The following is a 16,645-nucleotide window of genomic DNA, read 5'->3' on the forward strand; positions in this document are numbered from 1 at the left end:
CCCCGCCGACAAAGGCTTATCAAATTTATGGTCATGAATATTCGAAATCCCCATCCCAAGACGATAGCCGCCCTCAAGCGAGGACTCTTCCTGATCTTATCGATCCCCCTGTTCAAGCTGATCGCCGACGGCGTGCTCGATCAGTTGGGGGCGAATCCGATCGAGAAAATCACCCGGACCACGGGGTACTGGACCTTGACCCTGCTGCTGGTCACCTTGGCGGTGACGCCGCTCCGGCGGTTTTTCGGGTGGTCCTGGCCGGGGCGTTTCCGGCGGATGCTGGGGCTGTTCGCTTTTTTCTACGGATGCCTTCATTTCCTCACCTACCTGGTTCTGGACCAGTTCTTCGATTGGGCCGGCATCGTCAAGGACATCGCCAAGCGGCCGTACATCACCGTGGGATTCACCGCCTTGCTTCTGCTCGTTCCCCTCGCCGTCACCTCGACCGACGGGATGATCCGCCGTCTCGGCGGGAAGCGCTGGCGAGTGCTGCACCGATTGGTTTATCTGATCGCCATTCTCGGAGTCGTTCATTTCTGGTGGCTGGTCAAGAAAGATATCTCGAGGCCCGCGATCGATGCCGCGATCTTGGCCTTGTTGCTCGGTTTTCGGATGATGGACGCGGTCCGGAAACAAGTTTCCGGGGCTCGATCGGAGGAGAAGCGGAAGTCATCGAATATCGACGGACCGAGTTCGAGTCGGCATCCGCCGGGCCTATCGGTCTTGGACGGAAAAGCCCATTCCGAGACTACGCCGTAGACCTGCCTCTCGTCCGTTCGGATAGCCGAATCCCTTCGTTTTCGGCTTCTTCATCCGAATTTTGGATTTTTCTTCGCTTGACAGCGTCTTAGCTGAAACGCACCCTTTCGGCAGAAAGGTGTCACACCGATCAAATTTCCCATTCTTCTCCGGAAACACTACCGTGTCGCTCGAAATTTCCATGTTCGCCATCGGCAAGATTCAGCGCGTCGTTTCTCGAAAGCCGCGAGCCGCGCGATGATACGGTTCGAGAAGCAGCGCACCCCGGTGGCCGATGCCGCCATCGTGCTCGGCGTCGCGTTCGGCTTCGTGACCGATATCATGACTCCGCTCGGCATCGCTGCATGGGCCGTCTACTTTCTCCCGCTCGCTTTCAGCCTCTATGTTTGGCGTCCGCGGATGCCGATCGTCATAGCCGTCGTCGCAACGGTCTTGATCGTCGCCGGCCGATTTCTCTCCCCGCCTTCCATAGATCCCTTGCCGACCATACCGTGGTTGAACAGAACCCTCGGCACGCTGGCGATCTGGGTGGTGGCGGTGATCGCCCGACAGAGTATCTTTATAAAACTCAGGCTCAGGGAGGATGATTGGATTCGTTCCGGTCAGCGGGACTTGGGCATCCGCATGCAGGGAGAGCAGACACTGCCGGTCCTCTGCGACAATATTCTGCGCTTTCTCTGCGAGTACCTCGATGTGCCGGTCGGCGTTCTCTACGCGGCCGAGCGGGACGGCGGCGAGTTTCGTCGCATGGCGACGTACGCCGTCGGAGCGGATTCGGCCTGTCCCGAACGCATCGCGCCGGGTGAAGGGCTGGCCGGCCAGGCGGTCAAGGACCAGCGGGTCTTGCGCTTCGATAAACTGCCCGACGGGTATCTCCGGGTTTCGTCGGCGCTCGGGGGAGCCGGTCCCAGGCACCTCGTGGTGATGCCGGCGATCATCGACGGCAAGGTCAAGGCGGTGGTCGAGCTCGGTTTCATCCAGCCGGTGGGCATCTCGGACATGGATATCCTCGGCACGATGGCCGAGTCGGTGGCCAGCGCGATTCGCTCAACCCTGTACCGCACCCGGCTCGAGGACCTCCTCCGGAAAACGCAGCGGCAGGCCGACGAACTGCAGAGGCAAAAGGAGGAGCTGAAGGTGGCCAACGAGGAACTCGAGAGCCAGAGCAAGGCGCTGTCCGAGTCGGAGGCGCGCCTGGAAGCGCAGAACGAGGAGCTGACCGAGATCAACGTCCGGCTCGAGGAACAGCGCGACGAGCTGTCGCGAGCTCAGGCGGAACTGATGAAGCGCTCGGAGGATCTCGCCCGAGCCAACCAATACAAGTCGGAATTCCTGGCGAACATGAGCCATGAGCTGCGCACCCCGCTCAACAGCGCGCTCATTCTGGCCAAGCTCCTCGCCGACAACAGGGACCGCAATCTGACCCCGGAGCAGGTCAAGTACGCATCGATCATCTACACGTCGGGCAACGACCTGCTCGACCTGATCAACGATATTCTCGATCTCTCCAGGATCGAGGCGGGCCGCATGGAGATACGGCCGGAGCCGGTTCAACTCGAGACCTTGGTAGAGACGCTCCAGCGAAGCTTTCAACCGGTGGCTTCGCAGAAGAAGCTCGCATTCGAAGCTCGCATAGAGCCCGGGACGGCAAGGGTGATCACTAGCGATCCGCTCCGTCTCCAGCAGATTCTGAGAAACCTGCTCTCGAACGCCTGCAAGTTCACCGAGGCGGGCGAGGTCGGCCTGCGCGTGGAGCAAGTCGGACCGGACCGGATCGGCTTTGCCGTCCGCGACACCGGTATCGGCATTCCGCCCGAGCACCAGGACGCCATATTCGAGGCATTCCGCCAAGCCGACGGGAGTACCCAGCGACGGCACGGGGGCACCGGGTTGGGTTTGACGATTTCAAGGGAACTCGCACACCGATTGGGCGGCGAAATCTCGGTGGAGAGCGTTCCCGGTAAAGGAAGCACCTTTACGCTCGTTCTGCCTACCGAGTTCGCACAGCAAACCGGCGAGGAGCGGCCTCCCGAAGCGGAGGTGATTTTCCTGAATAAGGCCCGTCCGGCGGCCGAGCGTTCCGCCCCGAGCGTGGAAAGAGTCTCCGCGGACCCGACCGGAGAGCCGGCGCAGGACGACCGCGAGCGTCTCGCGCCGGGCGATCGGAGCATTCTGATCATCGAGGACGACCGGGCGTTTGCCGGCATCTTGCGCGATCTCGCGCACGAAATGCGTTTCCAGTGCCTGATCGCGGCGAGTGCCGGCGAGGGCCTCGCGCTCGCGGAGCAATTCCTGCCCAGCGCGATCATTCTCGATATCCACCTTCCGGACCATTCGGGGCTCAGCGTGCTCGAGAGCCTCAAGGGCCATGCCGCGACCCGCCATATCCCGGTGCACGTCATCTCGATTTCCGACTATACCCAGCAAGCCCTCGAAATGGGCGCGGTCGGGTACGCGCTCAAGCCGGTCATGCGCGAGCAGCTGGTGAGCGCTTTCCGCAAGCTGGAGCGGAAGCTGGAACAGAACGTCCGCCGCGTTTTGGTGGTCGAGGACGTCGTGGTTCAGCGCGAGAGCATAGAGAGGCTCCTCCGCACCGAGGGGGTCGAGGTCGTTTCGGTCGGGACCGGCAGCGAGGCGCTGAGCCAGCTGAAGGACTCGACCTTCGACTGCGTGGTGCTCGACCTCAGCCTGCCGGACATCTCGGGTTACGAACTGCTCGACAAAATGGCTTCCGGCGAGGCCTTCTCGTTCCCGCCCGTCATCGTTTACACCGGACGGACGCTGACGCGGGAGGAGGAGAGCCGGCTGCGCCGCTATGCCAGCACCATCATCGTCAAGGGCGCGCGATCGCCCGAGCGCTTGCTGGACGAGGTGACGCTCTTTCTCCACCAGGTGGAGGCCCAGCTTCCCCGAGAGCATCAGGAGATTCTGCGCGAGCTGCGCAACCGCGAGGAAGCGCTCGAAGGCCGCAACATCCTGGTGGTCGAGGACGACGTGCGCAATATCTTCGCGATTTCCAGCGTGCTCGAGCCGAAAGGCGCCAAGGTGCGCATCGCCCGCAACGGCAGGGAAGCGCTCGAGGTCCTCGAGCGTTCCGCGCAGGAGCCCGATGCCGCGGTCGATCTGGTTCTCATGGACATCATGATGCCCGAGATGGACGGCCTCACCGCAACGCGGGAGATCCGCAAGCGCCCGGAATGGAAGAATCTCCCGATCATCGCGCTCACCGCAAAGGCGATGCCCGACGACCGCGCGATATGCCTTCAAGCGGGCGCCAACGATTACATCGCGAAGCCCATCGATATCGATAAGCTGATTTCGCTCATCAAGGTCTGGATCCCCAAGTAGAGGATGCTTTGCACGACGACACTTTCGACACGGAGCTCAAGTTAATCCTCGAGGCGATTTACCTCAGGTTTCACTATGACTTTCGCCATTATTCGCCGGCATCGCTGAAGCGCCGGCTTTCCCAGGCGATGCAGCGGTTCGGCTGTCGATCGCTGTCGGGGCTCCAGGAGCGAATCCTGCATGAGCCCGGCGTCTTTCCGGAGCTTTTGTCGTTTCTCACCATCATAGTGAGCGAGATGTTTCGCGATCCCGCGTTTTATCTGGCGCTGCGCGAAAAAGTGGTCCCTTTTCTGCAAACTTATCCGTCCCTGAAGATTTGGGTCGCGGGTTGCAGCACCGGCGAAGAGGTTTATTCCCTCGCCATCTTGCTGAAAGAGGAGGAACTGCTCGACCGAAGCCTGATTTATGCGACGGACATCAATCCGGAAGCGCTGCGGAAGGCCAAGGCGGGCATCTACGATCTGGATCGGATTGCGGGGTTCAGCGAAGCCTACCAGGCTGCGGGCGGACGTACGTCGCTCTCCGATTATTACACCGCGGCCTACGGTTCGGCCGTGTTCGACAAAGCTCTGCGCAAGAACATCTTGTTTTCCGACCACAGCCTCGCGACCGACAATGTTTTCGCCGAGGTTCAGCTCGTCACCTGCCGCAACGTCCTCATCTACTTCGACCGCGCGTTGCAGGACCGGGCGATAGGGCTGTTTCGGGATTCGTTGTCCCGGAAGGGATTTTTGGCCCTGGGGGCCAAGGAGACGCTGCGGTTCTCGGATCACGCTGCGGAATTCAGCGAGTTCGCGGGCGCCGAAAGAATCTATCAGAAGGAATGAAACACAATATGGAATCATGGACGATGCCGGCCACAGCGGAGGCGATCGTGGTGGGCGGTTCCGCCGGGGCGCTGGAAGCGCTCTCGACTCTGCTCGCCGATTTGCCCGACGACTTCACCGTACCCATCGTTATCGTTCTGCATTTGCCGCGGCACAAGCCCAGCGTGCTGCCCGAAGTTGTCGCGGCCAAGGCCGGCCGCCCGGTACGGGAACCACTGGACAAGGAACCGGTCTCAGGTTCGATGATCTATGTTGCTCCGGCCGACTACCACCTGCTGATCGATCAGGGAGTGGTCTTCGCCTTCTCGGTAGACGAGCCGGTAAATTTCAGTTTACCCTCCATCGATGTTCTGTTCGAATCCGCGGCCGATGTCTTCGGCGCGCGGCTGATCGGAGTCCTGCTCTCCGGCGCCAATGCCGACGGTGCGAGCGGTCTCAAGGCCATCGAGGACGCAGGCGGGCTCGCCATCGTCCAGGCTCCGGAAGACGCCTCGATTCCGGTCATGCCGAACGCCGCCATTGCCCTGTGCAAGCATGCCCGCGTGCTGCCGGCCGCGGGCATTCGCGCATATCTGCTCCGGTCGGCGGGGTGCGGTGAAGCAACCGAGCGTAAGGAAAATCATGACCGCTAAACCGAAAATCCTGTTGGTCGATGATCGCGAGGAGAATCTCGTGGCGCTGGCGGGCCTTTTAAGCGGGCATGAGGCCGATCTGCTATGCGCGCGTTCCGGCGAGGAGGCATTGGATCTTCTGCTCGTGCACGAGGTGGCGCTGGCGCTCGTCGACGTGCAGATGCCGGGAATGGACGGGTTCGAGCTGGCCGAATTGATGCGAGGAACCGAGCGCACCCGCGAGGTCCCCATCATTTTCGTCACCGCCGGCATTCACGACCATGCCCGCGTATTCAAGGGTTACGACTCGGGGGCCGTGGACTTCCTGTTCAAGCCGCTGGACCCGCACATCCTGTCGAGCAAAGTCGCCGTCTTCATGCAGCTCTACCGGCAGAAGCAGGAACTGGCGAAACGCGTGCGCGAGCTGGAAGTTGCGCTCGCCGAACGGCAGCGGATCGAGAATGCGCTGAAGGCAGCCGACAGGCGCAAGAACGAATTCCTGGCCATGCTCGGCCATGAACTTCGGAATCCGCTGGCGCCGATCAAGAATGCCGCGCAAATCATGAAAAAAATGAACGTATCGGATCCGAAGCTTCAAACGGTTCAGCAGGTTATCGACCGTCAGACCGGGCATTTGGCTCGCCTGGTAGAGGATCTCCTCGATATCTCTCGGATCGAGCAGGGCAAGATCACCATCCGGAAGGAACCGATCGAGCTCGCAGCGGTAGTCGATCAGGCCTTGGAAAGCACCCGGCCCTTGATTCAGTCGCGTCAGCACGAATTGATCGTTTCGGTCCCGAATGTTCCCATTCGGCTCATGGGGGACGGAGCGCGTCTGGCGCAACTGATCTCCAATCTGCTGAACAACGCCGCCAAATACACGCCCACGGGAGGGACCATTTGGCTGACTGTGACTCGGGAGCGCGAAGAAGCTCTAATCCGAGTAAAGGATAACGGGGAAGGCATGGCGGAATCGCTGTTATCCCATGTTTTCGATATCTTCACTCAGTCCGAGAGAACCCTCGATCGCGCTCAGGGCGGGCTGGGGCTAGGTCTGGCCATCGTCAAGAATCTGGTGGAGTTGCACCAGGGGCGAATCGAGGCCTACAGCGAAGGACCGGGGAAGGGGAGCGAGTTCTCGGTGTGGCTGCCGGTGCTGGCTTGAGGCGCTGTGGAGCGGTTCACGACGACGACCGTCCGACCATCGCGGCGAAGGTTTCGACGAAATCCGAGAGAAGCCCGAAGATCAATTCTGTCTAATCTCGAAACCTTTTGTTGTTTCGGGTTAGCCAGGAGGAACGCGTCATGGCCGATACACCAATCGATCCCGCCTCGGAAAATCAATCCGTCGCCTTGATAACCGGCACGTCCTCGGGCATCGGGCGGGCGGCCGCCCTGGCTCTTAAGGCGGCCGGATTCATGACCGTCGCGACCGCGCGCCGGGTCGCCGATATAGAGGAGTTGAAAGCGAAGGGCTGCGACACGGTTCAGCTCGACGTGACCGACGAAGCTTCGATGCAAAATGCCGTAAAAACCGTCGAGAGCGCTCACGGACGCCTCGATGTACTGGTGAACAATGCGGGATACGGGCAGTACGGGCCTGTCGAAGAGGTGCCCATGGATGCCGTGCGGCGGCAATTCGAGGTCAATGTTTTCGGCCTCGTCCGTATGTGCCAGCTGGTACTGCCGGGAATGCGCCGCGCGGGCAGGGGCCGCATCATCAATGTCAGCTCCGTCGCCGGCGAAATCACCCAGCCGGGTGCCGGTTTCTACCATGCGACAAAACACGCGGTGGAGGCGATCAACGAAACCCTGCGCATGGAGCGAGCACCTTCGGCATCGATGTGGTGGACGTCCAGCCAGGACCCGTCGCGACCCGGTTCGCCGAAGCGGCGATCAGCACCATTCCCGACACGGGAGCGGACAGTCCCTACCGAGTGTTCAAACAGAACCTTGCCGAGACCACGCGGGAAATGCTCAGGTTCGGCAGGACGGGGGTGCTGACGGCCCGGGAGGTTGCCGAGGTCATCGTCGAGGCGGCGACAAGCCCGAAGCCGGACACCCGCTATCACGTCGGCGCGCCTTCCAAGCTGATGTCCCTGCTGCACGGCTTGATGCCGGACCGGATCTGGGATGCGGCGGTTTCGCGGATGGTGCCGATGGAACCGAAGTAGCGCGATGCCCGCTCGTGTTTTAGCTCCTCACCCCTTTGAGGGCGGAGTTCGGTAGCGCCGGTCAGTCGCATTCCGGCACCGGCTGGCCGTCGACCCGTGTTCGAAGCGCTCGAAGAAGGAGAGGGGAGCCCGGAAGAACCGCCGCCGGCCGGAAACTGCTACATCCCGGAGTAGCCCATACTGTCGTCCAAGGAACATCGCGCACCGAGATCATCGCCGCAGCCCTCGAATCGAGCCTGACCCACAAGCCGGCCGAGGCACCGCTCACGCGGGAGGAAGGAAACGCCCGCATCCTGACCGAATGGAACGGGCGGAATGTGAAAGAGCTGATGGCCCGGTACGGCCTGAGCCGGTCGGCGGTATATGCCATCGTGGGAAAGTAAAGCGCGGCATTGACGCCATTTCGGTTCCGAGGCTACTCTCGCGCAGCCGCCGCAAGTCCGGCAGGAATATTTCTCAGGTCAGACATCTCTTGAGTTGAAGGACCACTATAACCGCCGACACCCACACCCAATCGGTTACCAAGACCGATCTGGAAACCGCCCTGGCCCCCATTCGCACTGATTTGGCCGTGCTCAAGTGGATGATGGGCGTACTGCTGGCCGGGGTCCTCTCGCTGGTCCTCAAAGCCTTCTTTTAACTCGCCCCTGCGGATCGCCCAGTTTCGATTCCCCCAATCGGGAGCGCTACGCTTTCCGTAAGTGACCGTATCCGCCACGCTAAATATCAAAAAGCCAAAGCCTGACCCGTTTTTCCTTCCAGGCGGGGAGAAGTGCCTGGCAGGCGGGCGTGCGGCGCCGTTGACACCTAATACCGCTCACGCCCATCATGGGAACTCAACAGTGGACAGGGGAGGTTGTTATGGTGCACAAAGTATCTAGGACAAGCACGACTCGGTGTCTCGCAGTCGAAATCAATCTATCGCGACACAATTTGCCGATGTTGAGTCGATCCATAGCGATGTCGCTACTCAGCGCGATAATGACGGTCGGCGCGCGGGTTGCCTGGGCTGAGCCGATCACCTCCCCGGCCTTTCCGGGTAAGTGCGTTGAGGGATCGATTCAGGGAGGATTGTTATCGTTGATGGATTGCAACAGCTCTGCTGCGCAGGATTTTCGGTTCGACCCCGGCACGTCGCGTCTTGTGATGCACCGCTCGGCTCCGCAGTTGTGTTTCGATTTGAATGGCCCTGTTCGAACCGGCATGGGCGTCTCTGTAAGCGTCTGCAATGACAACGCAGCACAGAAATGGGCTTTCCCGTTTGATAGCCGCTTACGGCCTGTCGGAGTGGACCCCAATAAATGCCTGACCCACGCTACGCGCGTTGGCAAGCCGCCGACGGGCTGGGGTTTAGACGTTGCAGTCGTTGACCCCGGCTGCGAATTTCCAGAAGTGGGAGGCGGCGGATTTTGTTTACCTACTTTCGAATTCTTCTTTGAGATGATGCTCTCGAAGTGTGAGGGTCTAAATGTGCAGCAGTGGAGTCTGCGGCAAGAAGGTATGCCCTTCCCATCCGAAGGCATAGTCACGCGCAAGGTCCACGTCACCGTCAACAATATGAAGATCGATGACTGTCGCGAAGGCGGCGCCTGTGATTGGAAGCTTCACTGTGGCATTGGCAATGAGGCGGATACAGAGTTAGTGGGAATGGTGGAGAAGGATACAGGTGGGACTATCGACGTAAACCGCACACTTATCCACGAGAGCGGACTGCCCGTGACTGTCACTTGCCAGGTCCGCGAGTTCGATCGCGGCATTTTTGATCCCGATGTTTGGGAAGTTGTAGGTACCGTGACCAGGACTTTTGGCGCGGCGGGGCCAGGAACAATGCAAATGGATAATTCTGAAGGCAAGGTCACAATAAACTTCACTATCGAACCGCTGGGCGTTATCCAACAACCATTATCTGCAGAGCAGCTGCAGGCAGTACCCATAAAAATCGACGCTATGCATGCATTGCGCTTGGCTGGGGTCGATTTCAGCGTCCCGGAAGCGGATCTAAGGGATTGGCTTAGCAACCCCAGCTTTACACCTTATCCCGCAATTACCGGAGCGCTGATTAAGATGCTTGGAGGCAAGCAGCTCCGGCGACCGGTGTTTATAGACGTGATTGTCTTTAACTATGAGCATGCGCCGGGCGCTTCCTCGCCACGTAGAATGGCAGACGTTGACTTAGACCTGCTGGCGAAGGCGATAGTTAAAGGTCACAATACGCGCTATGGTGAGGCTGTCAGGGATCTTCAGAACCTGCTTCAATAAGGCGTAACAGAGGGCTAATGACGGGACAATTAGCCCTCGTACAGCGGGTAGCCGTGTTGCCCTGTAAGTTTAATCTCGCTCCCCCATGGTAACGTCCGGCTCTATCGGTCCAGCCCAATCCGCCGGATAGTGGCAACTAATCTGATCCTGAAATTGCGTTGATTGCAGTCTTCTAAAGCTATGGATGCGGTGCAGGCCTTGAGGCTCAGCAGGTAGCAAACAGGTCGGACATGCCGTGCAGCTTGCCCGCTCCTCGGCGGGGAGTGCCGTAGGCTGGGTTGAGGAACGAAACCCAGCTCTTTGACACGTGGATTCGCTGGGTTTTCGCTATCGCTACAACTCAGCCTACGGTCCTCATTATGACGTCCAACTTTCGACATGAGCGCCAGTTTGCCAGAAGCCATCCGCTCGACGGGAGGGTTAGCCGTCATTCGATGCATCCGAAGAACCTGGCTGGGTTGTGATCCAGAAGATATGGGTGCGCCAGAACCACAGAAGCCACATCGACTTCAACGGCTGACCAGGGACAGCTCCGCGACGATACTGAAAGATCTGTGGCCACGAATGCGCGCCGGGATCAGCATATGGTTGTACTGGGCGACCGCCTCCACATGACGACGTTCTCGGACGAAGAGGCACATGACGTCCCAGTCGGCTGGGGCGGCTGAGCCTGTTTCGAGGAAGTGCAGTCCTCGCACAATCTTGGTGGCTACAGCTTCGAGGCGTGGTTCTTGAATGCTGAGCGCCATCCGACGACCCAAATGAATGCCCGCAGGCGTTGTGAGTTGTACAGCTTGAAGGGCGCTACCGATATGTCTACGAAGGCCCAAGTTCTTTGCGTACATGCGCTGGAGCTTCTGGTTCCAAAGTTTCTTTCCCGGTTCCGTTACGCCCGCGTCCGAGAACATAAGTGCTGCCAAGAAGTACTCTTCGTCGCGGCCCGCTGCGTTGTTGCAGGCAAAGCAAGCGGGCACTGTTTTCAGGTTGCTGGGCCGCGGCCGTGGGAAGAAGGCCTTGGGTGGGACGTGATCGGCTGTGACGCTCACGGCGACACCACAGTAAACGCAGGACTGGACAGGTTCGATCACGAGTCAATGATGGCTAACGATGTAAGTAACCGGATGCCGCGCGAGGCGGCCAGCCTAAGGACTGTAGAGCGGAATAGCGTACTCGCGTATTCCGCCGCAGGAGGTATTGTATTCGGCGCATTACGCTAATGCTAATGCGCCCTACGCGGGCTGACCCGTTTTGCTCGTTATGGCTGACGACTCAAGCTGTGGGACGCGCGTTTTTTGCGGCGTCCCTCTCCAGCGCCGAGTTTAGGCATCACTGCCATTAATCGAGCTTGGCCCCTTTCCCTATGCTCTCGATGGCTGGTTTTGTGGCTTCAGGGAAGTGCCTTGGAAATGGTCGCCTTGACGTCAGGATCGGTTTCCTCGGTCAATCTTCTCTTCAAGGCCTCCGGTGCTTTCGCGCCGCCGATCTTCGTCCGAGCTCAGCCGGTTCCGCTCCTGTGTAACCGAAAAGAGCGAAAAGCGTTGCCCGTCGTGTGTACCCCCTGTGAATGTTATAAAAGAGGGGGGCAGTCGGTGATCGGTTTGCAGACTCCGCCGTGGGCAGGGCATATAAACTGTCCGTGCGGACAGGTTGGGGGTGGCGGCGAATAGGGACAGATTGTAGGTCCCAGCGTGGCAAAGAAACCCTCACCGCAACTCATCCCTCTGCTGTTTTTCGCACATACTGCCAGCACGGCATTTCCTTCGCCCCCATACTCGGCGTTGATGAGGCCAATGTCAGAGACGACTCGATACACCTCTGTTGTAAAACCGCTACCTGCCATAACAACCATCTCATCGGCCATGGGTAATGGGGCATTGCATACAATGCTCATATAGCCACAGGTCGGAGCGCTACCCTCTGGGATATGACAGCCTATTGGAACTGGCGGCGGGGAGGGTTGCTGTGTCAAACCACCCGCTGTCGAGCCGAGCTGTTTCACATCCAAATGCACCGTGACATCGCCTTCATCGCTATTTTGATTTATCCGAATGTCATGTTTTCCAGATACCTGAATAGAAGCAGTGCTAGTGCCGACGTGTTCCCATACGGGGTCATCGAAGAAAAGGAACGGACCATCGCGCTCCTTAACTGTACATGTAACAGAAACCGGCAGAACTCCATCCTGAGCTAGCATGCGTTTAATGTCTCTATCTTTACCGGTATTGATCTCCACCATGGTAAAGAATTCTGTTTCCTGCTGGTTACCAAGTCGACAGGTAAGTTTCCAATCGCATATGCCAGCTTCCGGGCAGTCATTGACGTGCATTTTTGTAAAGGTAACTTCAACTCTCGTTTGCCCGTCAGGCGGGGGTGGAGGTGGAGGCTGCACTATGTAGGGACACGCTCCGAAATTCACGACATAGGCCCCTTTTTCACTCTGCGCGTTCTGCGCCGGATCCTTATTCGCCACGTCCCCACGGACGCCGACGCCAATCTCCTTGATCGCCGGATTTAGAATTGCCTCCCTGTGACCGGCCGTGCTTATATTCATCCACCAGTGGACGGCAAAGAGTGGCGTCGAGCAGGCGCCAGGCGGACATTCGGTCACGTTGGTGCCCGCGCCATCTTTGGCGATCTCGCTCACGAAGGTAGCGCCTTCCGGACAGTATCCCGCGCGGTTTATGCGTGCCGCGATCGCTTCGTTGCGTCCCAGTGGAATTGGAGGATTGGTCCCCGGTACGACATCAACCTGCGGGTCGACGTGCGGATCGCTCTCACCCCACCATTTCAGGGTCACGGCCCGTTGCACGTGTCCATCGGCGGCGCTCGCCAATTTTGAGTTCGCGGACAACGCCGCCAGCCCGCGGCTGGTGCGTTCGGCATTAATAAGGCAAAGGATGGCATTACGTATTCGGTGACCTTGAGTTGCAAGGTCGATGGTGGATGGAGGGGTATTCACATCGGCGCCACATGTATCCTTACCTGCCAGTGGTTGCGCTCTGGCGGGAGTTACTACGGCACTCATAACGGTTGCGCAAAGGAGGATGAGCGCCATCGTGCCAGTCGGAGACAGTATTTTCATGGTTTTCCCTTCCTTGGGAGTGCGGAAGCCCGCGAGACTTAGAACAGCTATCGCCCCAGGCATGGGGTGCCGGTTGGCCGCAGTATATCGCCGCGGCATCCCGTCAGTAGAGGCGAATAGAAACTTGAAACGTCGTTTTTCTTCAAAAAGACGATATCGCTGGGTCGAGCGAAATGTCAATCACGTTTCCGGGTCAAGGTTTATTGTTCGGCTTCGGCTCTTTTCGTTTCACTGAACGACCCCGGCAGGGCGCAGGTCCATAGGATGCGCTGACCATCGGGAAGCGCCCTTCGACTCGCTCAGGACAGGCCCTTCGACCGGGCTCAGGACAGGCATCGTTCGCGATCGATGGGCTTCGCAAGCTCAGCCCATCCTATTGCTGCTGGCGCTGATCGACAAGGTGGTCGGGCCATCGGTCGAAATGGCGGACAGCGCCCATGGCGCCGACGCCCGGCTGGCCTACTGGATTCCCTCGCCCGGTTCCGCCGACGCGGACCTCCTGCCGGAATTCGATCTCCTCACCCTCGTTTGCGCGACCTGGCCCGGAATTCCGGTGTCGCCGGCGGCAATCTCGAGGCTGTGAAGGACAGCATCATCGGCCACCAGCTCCGGGCTGGTGGCGACCCCGGATTACAAGCCCCTCGACAAATTCAAGGAACTGCCACAGGAATAAGCCTCGAACACGAGGCGGAATTCTGCACTTGTATTGTGGAAAGGAATCCATTCGCTGGTCGGCAATTCTTTTCCGACAAATGCGCCCGAATTCGGCATTCGGCGCTTTTCGTATTACTATCCCCCGACAAATAAAACGGCTGTTGTCGCTTATTGGCTGATGAAAACGGGCGAAACGAAATCCGGATTCGATCGGCCTCATCCTTCGGTGGGATAGCTCATGTTGCGTATCAGATTGGCGATGGTTGTCGCCATCTCTCTGTGTTTTGTCTTCGTGCTCGGCTTTACGCTGTACTGGGGGTCTCACAAAATCGCCCTGTATTCGTCCCGCAGCCAGTCGGCTTACGAGGCGTTCGACCGCTATCAGCAGCTCTACCGGGAAGCTTATCGCTATTTTAAGCAACGCATGGATCTGCTCCTGGTCGATCAGCAAGGCACGGCGGCTGATGTCGAGATGTCCCGCCAGCGTCTGCACGATGCGGTCGAACGCCTGCGGAAAGCCGCGGCAACCGACCTGGACGCCGCCAGCGATATCGAGGTCTGGCAGACCCGTCAGAGCGAACTGGACAGCATCGCCCGTCTGAGCGCCTCGCTCGAAGCCGGCATGAATCGGTTCGACCAGGTCGACCGCCTGCGGCAGGAGGGTCGGCGCGAAGCGGCGTTATTGCTGCTGTCGGAAGTTCTGGAGGAAGACATCGACCGCAAATTCGACCCGCTGATCGATGATGCGATCAATCGCGAGCGTGAGCGGGCCCTGGTGGCGAGAGAGCGATTGATGGGGCTGATCGGGCTTTCCAGCTGGATTTCCATCAGCACGGCCATCGTCTCGGTGGTTTTCAGCATCGCCGCGGGCGCCATGCTTTTCAGAAGCATCCGAAGGCCGATCGAGGCCCTGATGCGAGGCACCGACGAAATCGCGGCCGGCAATCTCCCTTATCGCATTCCCATAGATAGCCGGGACGAATTCGGTTATCTCGCCAAGCACTTCAATCAAATGGCGCAAGAGCTGGAAGTCCAGCAGCGGAAGCTCGGCGAGGCGCGCACTGTGCTGGAACAAAAGGTGGCGGAGCGGACGCTCGAGCTGAACCACCTCAACGGCGAGCTGCAACGCATGGATCATGCGCGGAGGCAGTTCTTCGCCGATATCAGTCACGAACTGCGCACCCCGATTACGGTGATCCGCGGCGAGGCCGAAGTGACGCTTCGGGGGAGGAACAAGGATGCCGAGGAGTACAAGGAATCCTTGCAGCGCATTCTCGAACTGTCGCTGCAATTGGGTAAGCTGGTCAACGATCTGTTGTTCCTCGCCAGGGCCGAAACCGCGAACCTACAGTTCGAGTGGGAAACCCTCGATCTCGTCGAACTGGTCGTCAATGCGGCCGAGGATATACGTGTGCTGGCGCAGGAGAAATCGATCGAGGTGACGCTGAACGTAACGGATACGCCGGTGTGGGTCCGCGGCGACAAACAGCGGCTTCGACAGATCATTTTCGTTCTCGGGGACAATGCCTGCCGATATTCGCATGCCGGCGGCCGGATCATCATCGATCTGGAGGGCGACGGAACGGAAGCGCTCTTGCGCGTCATCGATCACGGCATAGGCATTCCCGCCCAGGACCTCAAGATGATCTTCGACCGTTACTACCGCAGCACGAATGCCCGCCGTTCCAGCGACGACGGCACCGGCCTCGGGCTTCCGGTCGCAAAAGCCATCGTGGCCGCGCATGGCGGGGAGATTTCGGCGGACAGCAGCGAAGAAGCGGGAACGACATTTGCAGTAACATTGCCGCAAGTTGATTTGAAAGACAGCGCTGTCGATGCGAGCGCCGACGATTTCGACTACGTCCGAGAATCGGCCGCATAGCTCGAAGGCCGGCGTTTTGTGGGAACGGGCTTTAGAGCTGATTTCGTCGCGATGTAGCGCCCGAGGCTAGTAGGTCGGCAATCCTTTGCCGACGAAGACGTTTCGATGGGCACGCTACGCTTTGCCCATCCTACCTAGCCCGCGATGGGCAGCCGTTCGGGATCGCGGGCTAGAGCCTGCTCCAACGGAATGCGCAAAATGTCTAATAAAACGCTTTTTTTGGGAGAGGTAACAAGACCTTGGATATTCTGCTGGTGGAAGACGACGAGCGTATCGTCGAATTCGTCAGACGAGGGTTGAAGGCCGAGGGGTATGCGGTGGATGTCGCCCGTACCGGACGGGACGGCATCGCGCTGGGAAACACGGCGGCCTATCGGTTGATCATCCTGGATCGAAAGCTGCCCGATCTTACCGGTCTCGAAGTGTGCGAGCGCCTGCGCGCCGATCACGTCGACACGCCCATACTCATGCTGACGGCCATGGATACGGTGCAGGACAAGGTGACCGGTCTCCGCTCCGGAGCGGACGACTATATGACCAAGCCCTTCTCGTTCGAAGAATTGCTCGCACGCATCGAAGCGCTGATGCGGCGGCGCGGAGTAGGGATCAAGAGCGAGGCCAGGGAACTCCGCATCGCCGATCTGGTGCTGAACCAGGAGACCCATGAGGTTCGGCGCGGCAATCAGGTGATCGATCTGACGCCCAAGGAGTTCGCGCTGCTCGAGAGTTTCATGAAGGCTCCCGGTAAGGTTTTGAGCCGAACGCGGATTCTGGAGCAGGTTTGGGGTTACAGCGCCGATCCCATGACCAATGTGGTCGACGTGTACGTCCGCCAGTTGCGGCGCAAGATCGATGAGAATTACGACCATAAGCTTCTCAAGACGGTTCGGGGTTACGGCTACAAGCTGGACGCCTCGCAGGAATCGGACGCGATCGCCCAGGGGGGCGCAGAGGCCTGAGTAAAGCGCAGGGGACGCTGAAGCACACTCATGTGCGCCCACGCCGATCCGTTGCGGTATTATCTGCATGCCCGAAGTGGGCTTCCGGGG

General features: G+C 59.3%; 13 protein-coding genes. 11 read left to right on the plus strand and 2 right to left on the minus strand.

Going from position 1 to position 16,645, the window contains the following annotated elements; translation table 11 throughout:
• The first annotated feature begins 33 nt into the window (after window positions 1-33).
• The 8 genes from B2A78_RS04015 to B2A78_RS04055 all read left to right on the plus strand — a co-directional run bounded on the left by B2A78_RS04015 (window position 34) and on the right by B2A78_RS04055 (window position 9,978).
• Complete coding sequence (locus B2A78_RS04015; protein WP_077728742.1) at window positions 34-759, plus strand: protein-methionine-sulfoxide reductase heme-binding subunit MsrQ; 726 nt, start codon at window positions 34-36, stop codon at window positions 757-759.
• Between the two features lie 237 nt (window positions 760-996).
• Window positions 997-4,107 (plus strand): response regulator, encoded by a 3,111-nt coding sequence (locus B2A78_RS04020; protein WP_077728617.1) that lies wholly within the window; start codon window positions 997-999, stop codon window positions 4,105-4,107.
• A gap of 8 nt (window positions 4,108-4,115) precedes the next feature.
• Window positions 4,116-4,934, plus strand: coding sequence for a protein-glutamate O-methyltransferase CheR (locus tag B2A78_RS04025; protein WP_205780659.1), 819 nt, complete (start codon window positions 4,116-4,118; stop codon window positions 4,932-4,934).
• 8 nt (window positions 4,935-4,942) lie between these two features.
• Window positions 4,943-5,566, plus strand: a complete 624-nt coding sequence (locus B2A78_RS04030; RefSeq protein ID WP_143735057.1) for a chemotaxis protein CheB — start codon at window positions 4,943-4,945, stop codon at window positions 5,564-5,566.
• On the plus strand, window positions 5,556-6,710 hold the full coding sequence (locus B2A78_RS04035; RefSeq protein ID WP_077728620.1) for a hybrid sensor histidine kinase/response regulator: 1,155 nt from the start codon (window positions 5,556-5,558) through the stop codon (window positions 6,708-6,710). The genes B2A78_RS04030 and B2A78_RS04035 overlap by 11 nt, the downstream gene beginning before the upstream one ends.
• Before the next feature lie 140 nt (window positions 6,711-6,850).
• Window positions 6,851-7,549 carry an SDR family NAD(P)-dependent oxidoreductase gene (locus B2A78_RS04040; RefSeq protein ID WP_205780660.1) on the plus strand — a complete coding sequence of 233 codons (699 nt, stop codon included), beginning with the start codon at window positions 6,851-6,853 and terminating at the stop codon, window positions 7,547-7,549.
• Window positions 7,543-7,719, plus strand: a complete 177-nt coding sequence (locus tag B2A78_RS26260; protein WP_205780661.1) for a hypothetical protein — start codon at window positions 7,543-7,545, stop codon at window positions 7,717-7,719. Before B2A78_RS04040 ends, B2A78_RS26260 begins: the two co-directional genes overlap by 7 nt.
• Window positions 7,720-8,700: 981 nt before the next feature.
• Window positions 8,701-9,978 carry an RICIN domain-containing protein gene (locus B2A78_RS04055; RefSeq protein ID WP_276205326.1) on the plus strand — a complete coding sequence of 426 codons (1,278 nt, stop codon included), beginning with the start codon at window positions 8,701-8,703 and terminating at the stop codon, window positions 9,976-9,978.
• Between the two features lie 509 nt (window positions 9,979-10,487).
• Here B2A78_RS04055 and B2A78_RS04060 read toward each other — a convergent pair.
• Together B2A78_RS04060 and B2A78_RS04065 are read right to left on the minus strand one after the other, a co-directional pair.
• The gene (locus tag B2A78_RS04060; protein WP_143735058.1) at window positions 10,488-11,024 is read right to left on the minus strand and encodes a hypothetical protein; all 537 of its coding nucleotides are present in this window, start codon (window positions 11,022-11,024) and stop codon (window positions 10,488-10,490) included.
• Between the two features lie 521 nt (window positions 11,025-11,545).
• Window positions 11,546-13,060: a CAP domain-containing protein gene (locus B2A78_RS04065; protein ID WP_168175337.1), complete on the minus strand. Its 1,515-nt coding sequence runs from the start codon at window positions 13,058-13,060 to the stop codon at window positions 11,546-11,548.
• 376 nt (window positions 13,061-13,436) lie between these two features.
• On the opposite strand from B2A78_RS04065, the gene B2A78_RS04070 reads away from it, so the two are divergent.
• From B2A78_RS04070 to B2A78_RS04085, 3 genes are all read left to right on the plus strand, one after another.
• Window positions 13,437-13,643: a hypothetical protein gene (locus B2A78_RS04070; RefSeq protein ID WP_077728626.1), complete on the plus strand. Its 207-nt coding sequence runs from the start codon at window positions 13,437-13,439 to the stop codon at window positions 13,641-13,643.
• Window positions 13,644-13,952: 309 nt separating this feature from the next.
• A complete protein-coding gene (locus B2A78_RS04080) occupies window positions 13,953-15,596 on the plus strand; it encodes an ATP-binding protein (RefSeq protein ID WP_077728628.1) in 1,644 nt (547 codons plus the stop codon).
• A 239-nt stretch (window positions 15,597-15,835) separates the two neighbouring features.
• Window positions 15,836-16,555, plus strand: a complete 720-nt coding sequence (locus B2A78_RS04085) for a response regulator transcription factor (protein ID WP_077728629.1) — start codon at window positions 15,836-15,838, stop codon at window positions 16,553-16,555.
• Window positions 16,556-16,645: the final 90 nt, after the last annotated feature.

This window comes from Methylocaldum sp. 14B, from assembly GCF_002005105.1.
Lineage (GTDB): Bacteria > Pseudomonadota > Gammaproteobacteria > Methylococcales > Methylococcaceae > Methylocaldum.

Bases quoted from the DNA above. Each gene is read 5' to 3' on its own strand.
- B2A78_RS04015 (WP_077728742.1), top strand. From the start codon at position 34: ATGAATATTCGAAATCCCCATCCCAAGACGATAGCCGCCCTCAAGCGA.
- B2A78_RS04020 (WP_077728617.1), top strand. From the start codon at position 997: ATGATACGGTTCGAGAAGCAGCGCACCCCGGTGGCCGATGCCGCCATC.
- B2A78_RS04030 (WP_143735057.1), top strand. From the start codon at position 4,943: ATGGAATCATGGACGATGCCGGCCACAGCGGAGGCGATCGTGGTGGGC.
- B2A78_RS04035 (WP_077728620.1), top strand. From the start codon at position 5,556: ATGACCGCTAAACCGAAAATCCTGTTGGTCGATGATCGCGAGGAGAAT.
- B2A78_RS04040 (WP_205780660.1), top strand. From the start codon at position 6,851: ATGGCCGATACACCAATCGATCCCGCCTCGGAAAATCAATCCGTCGCC.
- B2A78_RS04055 (WP_276205326.1), top strand. From the start codon at position 8,701: ATGACGGTCGGCGCGCGGGTTGCCTGGGCTGAGCCGATCACCTCCCCG.
- B2A78_RS04065 (WP_168175337.1), bottom strand. From the start codon at position 13,060: ATGAAAATACTGTCTCCGACTGGCACGATGGCGCTCATCCTCCTTTGC.
- B2A78_RS04080 (WP_077728628.1), top strand. From the start codon at position 13,953: ATGTTGCGTATCAGATTGGCGATGGTTGTCGCCATCTCTCTGTGTTTT.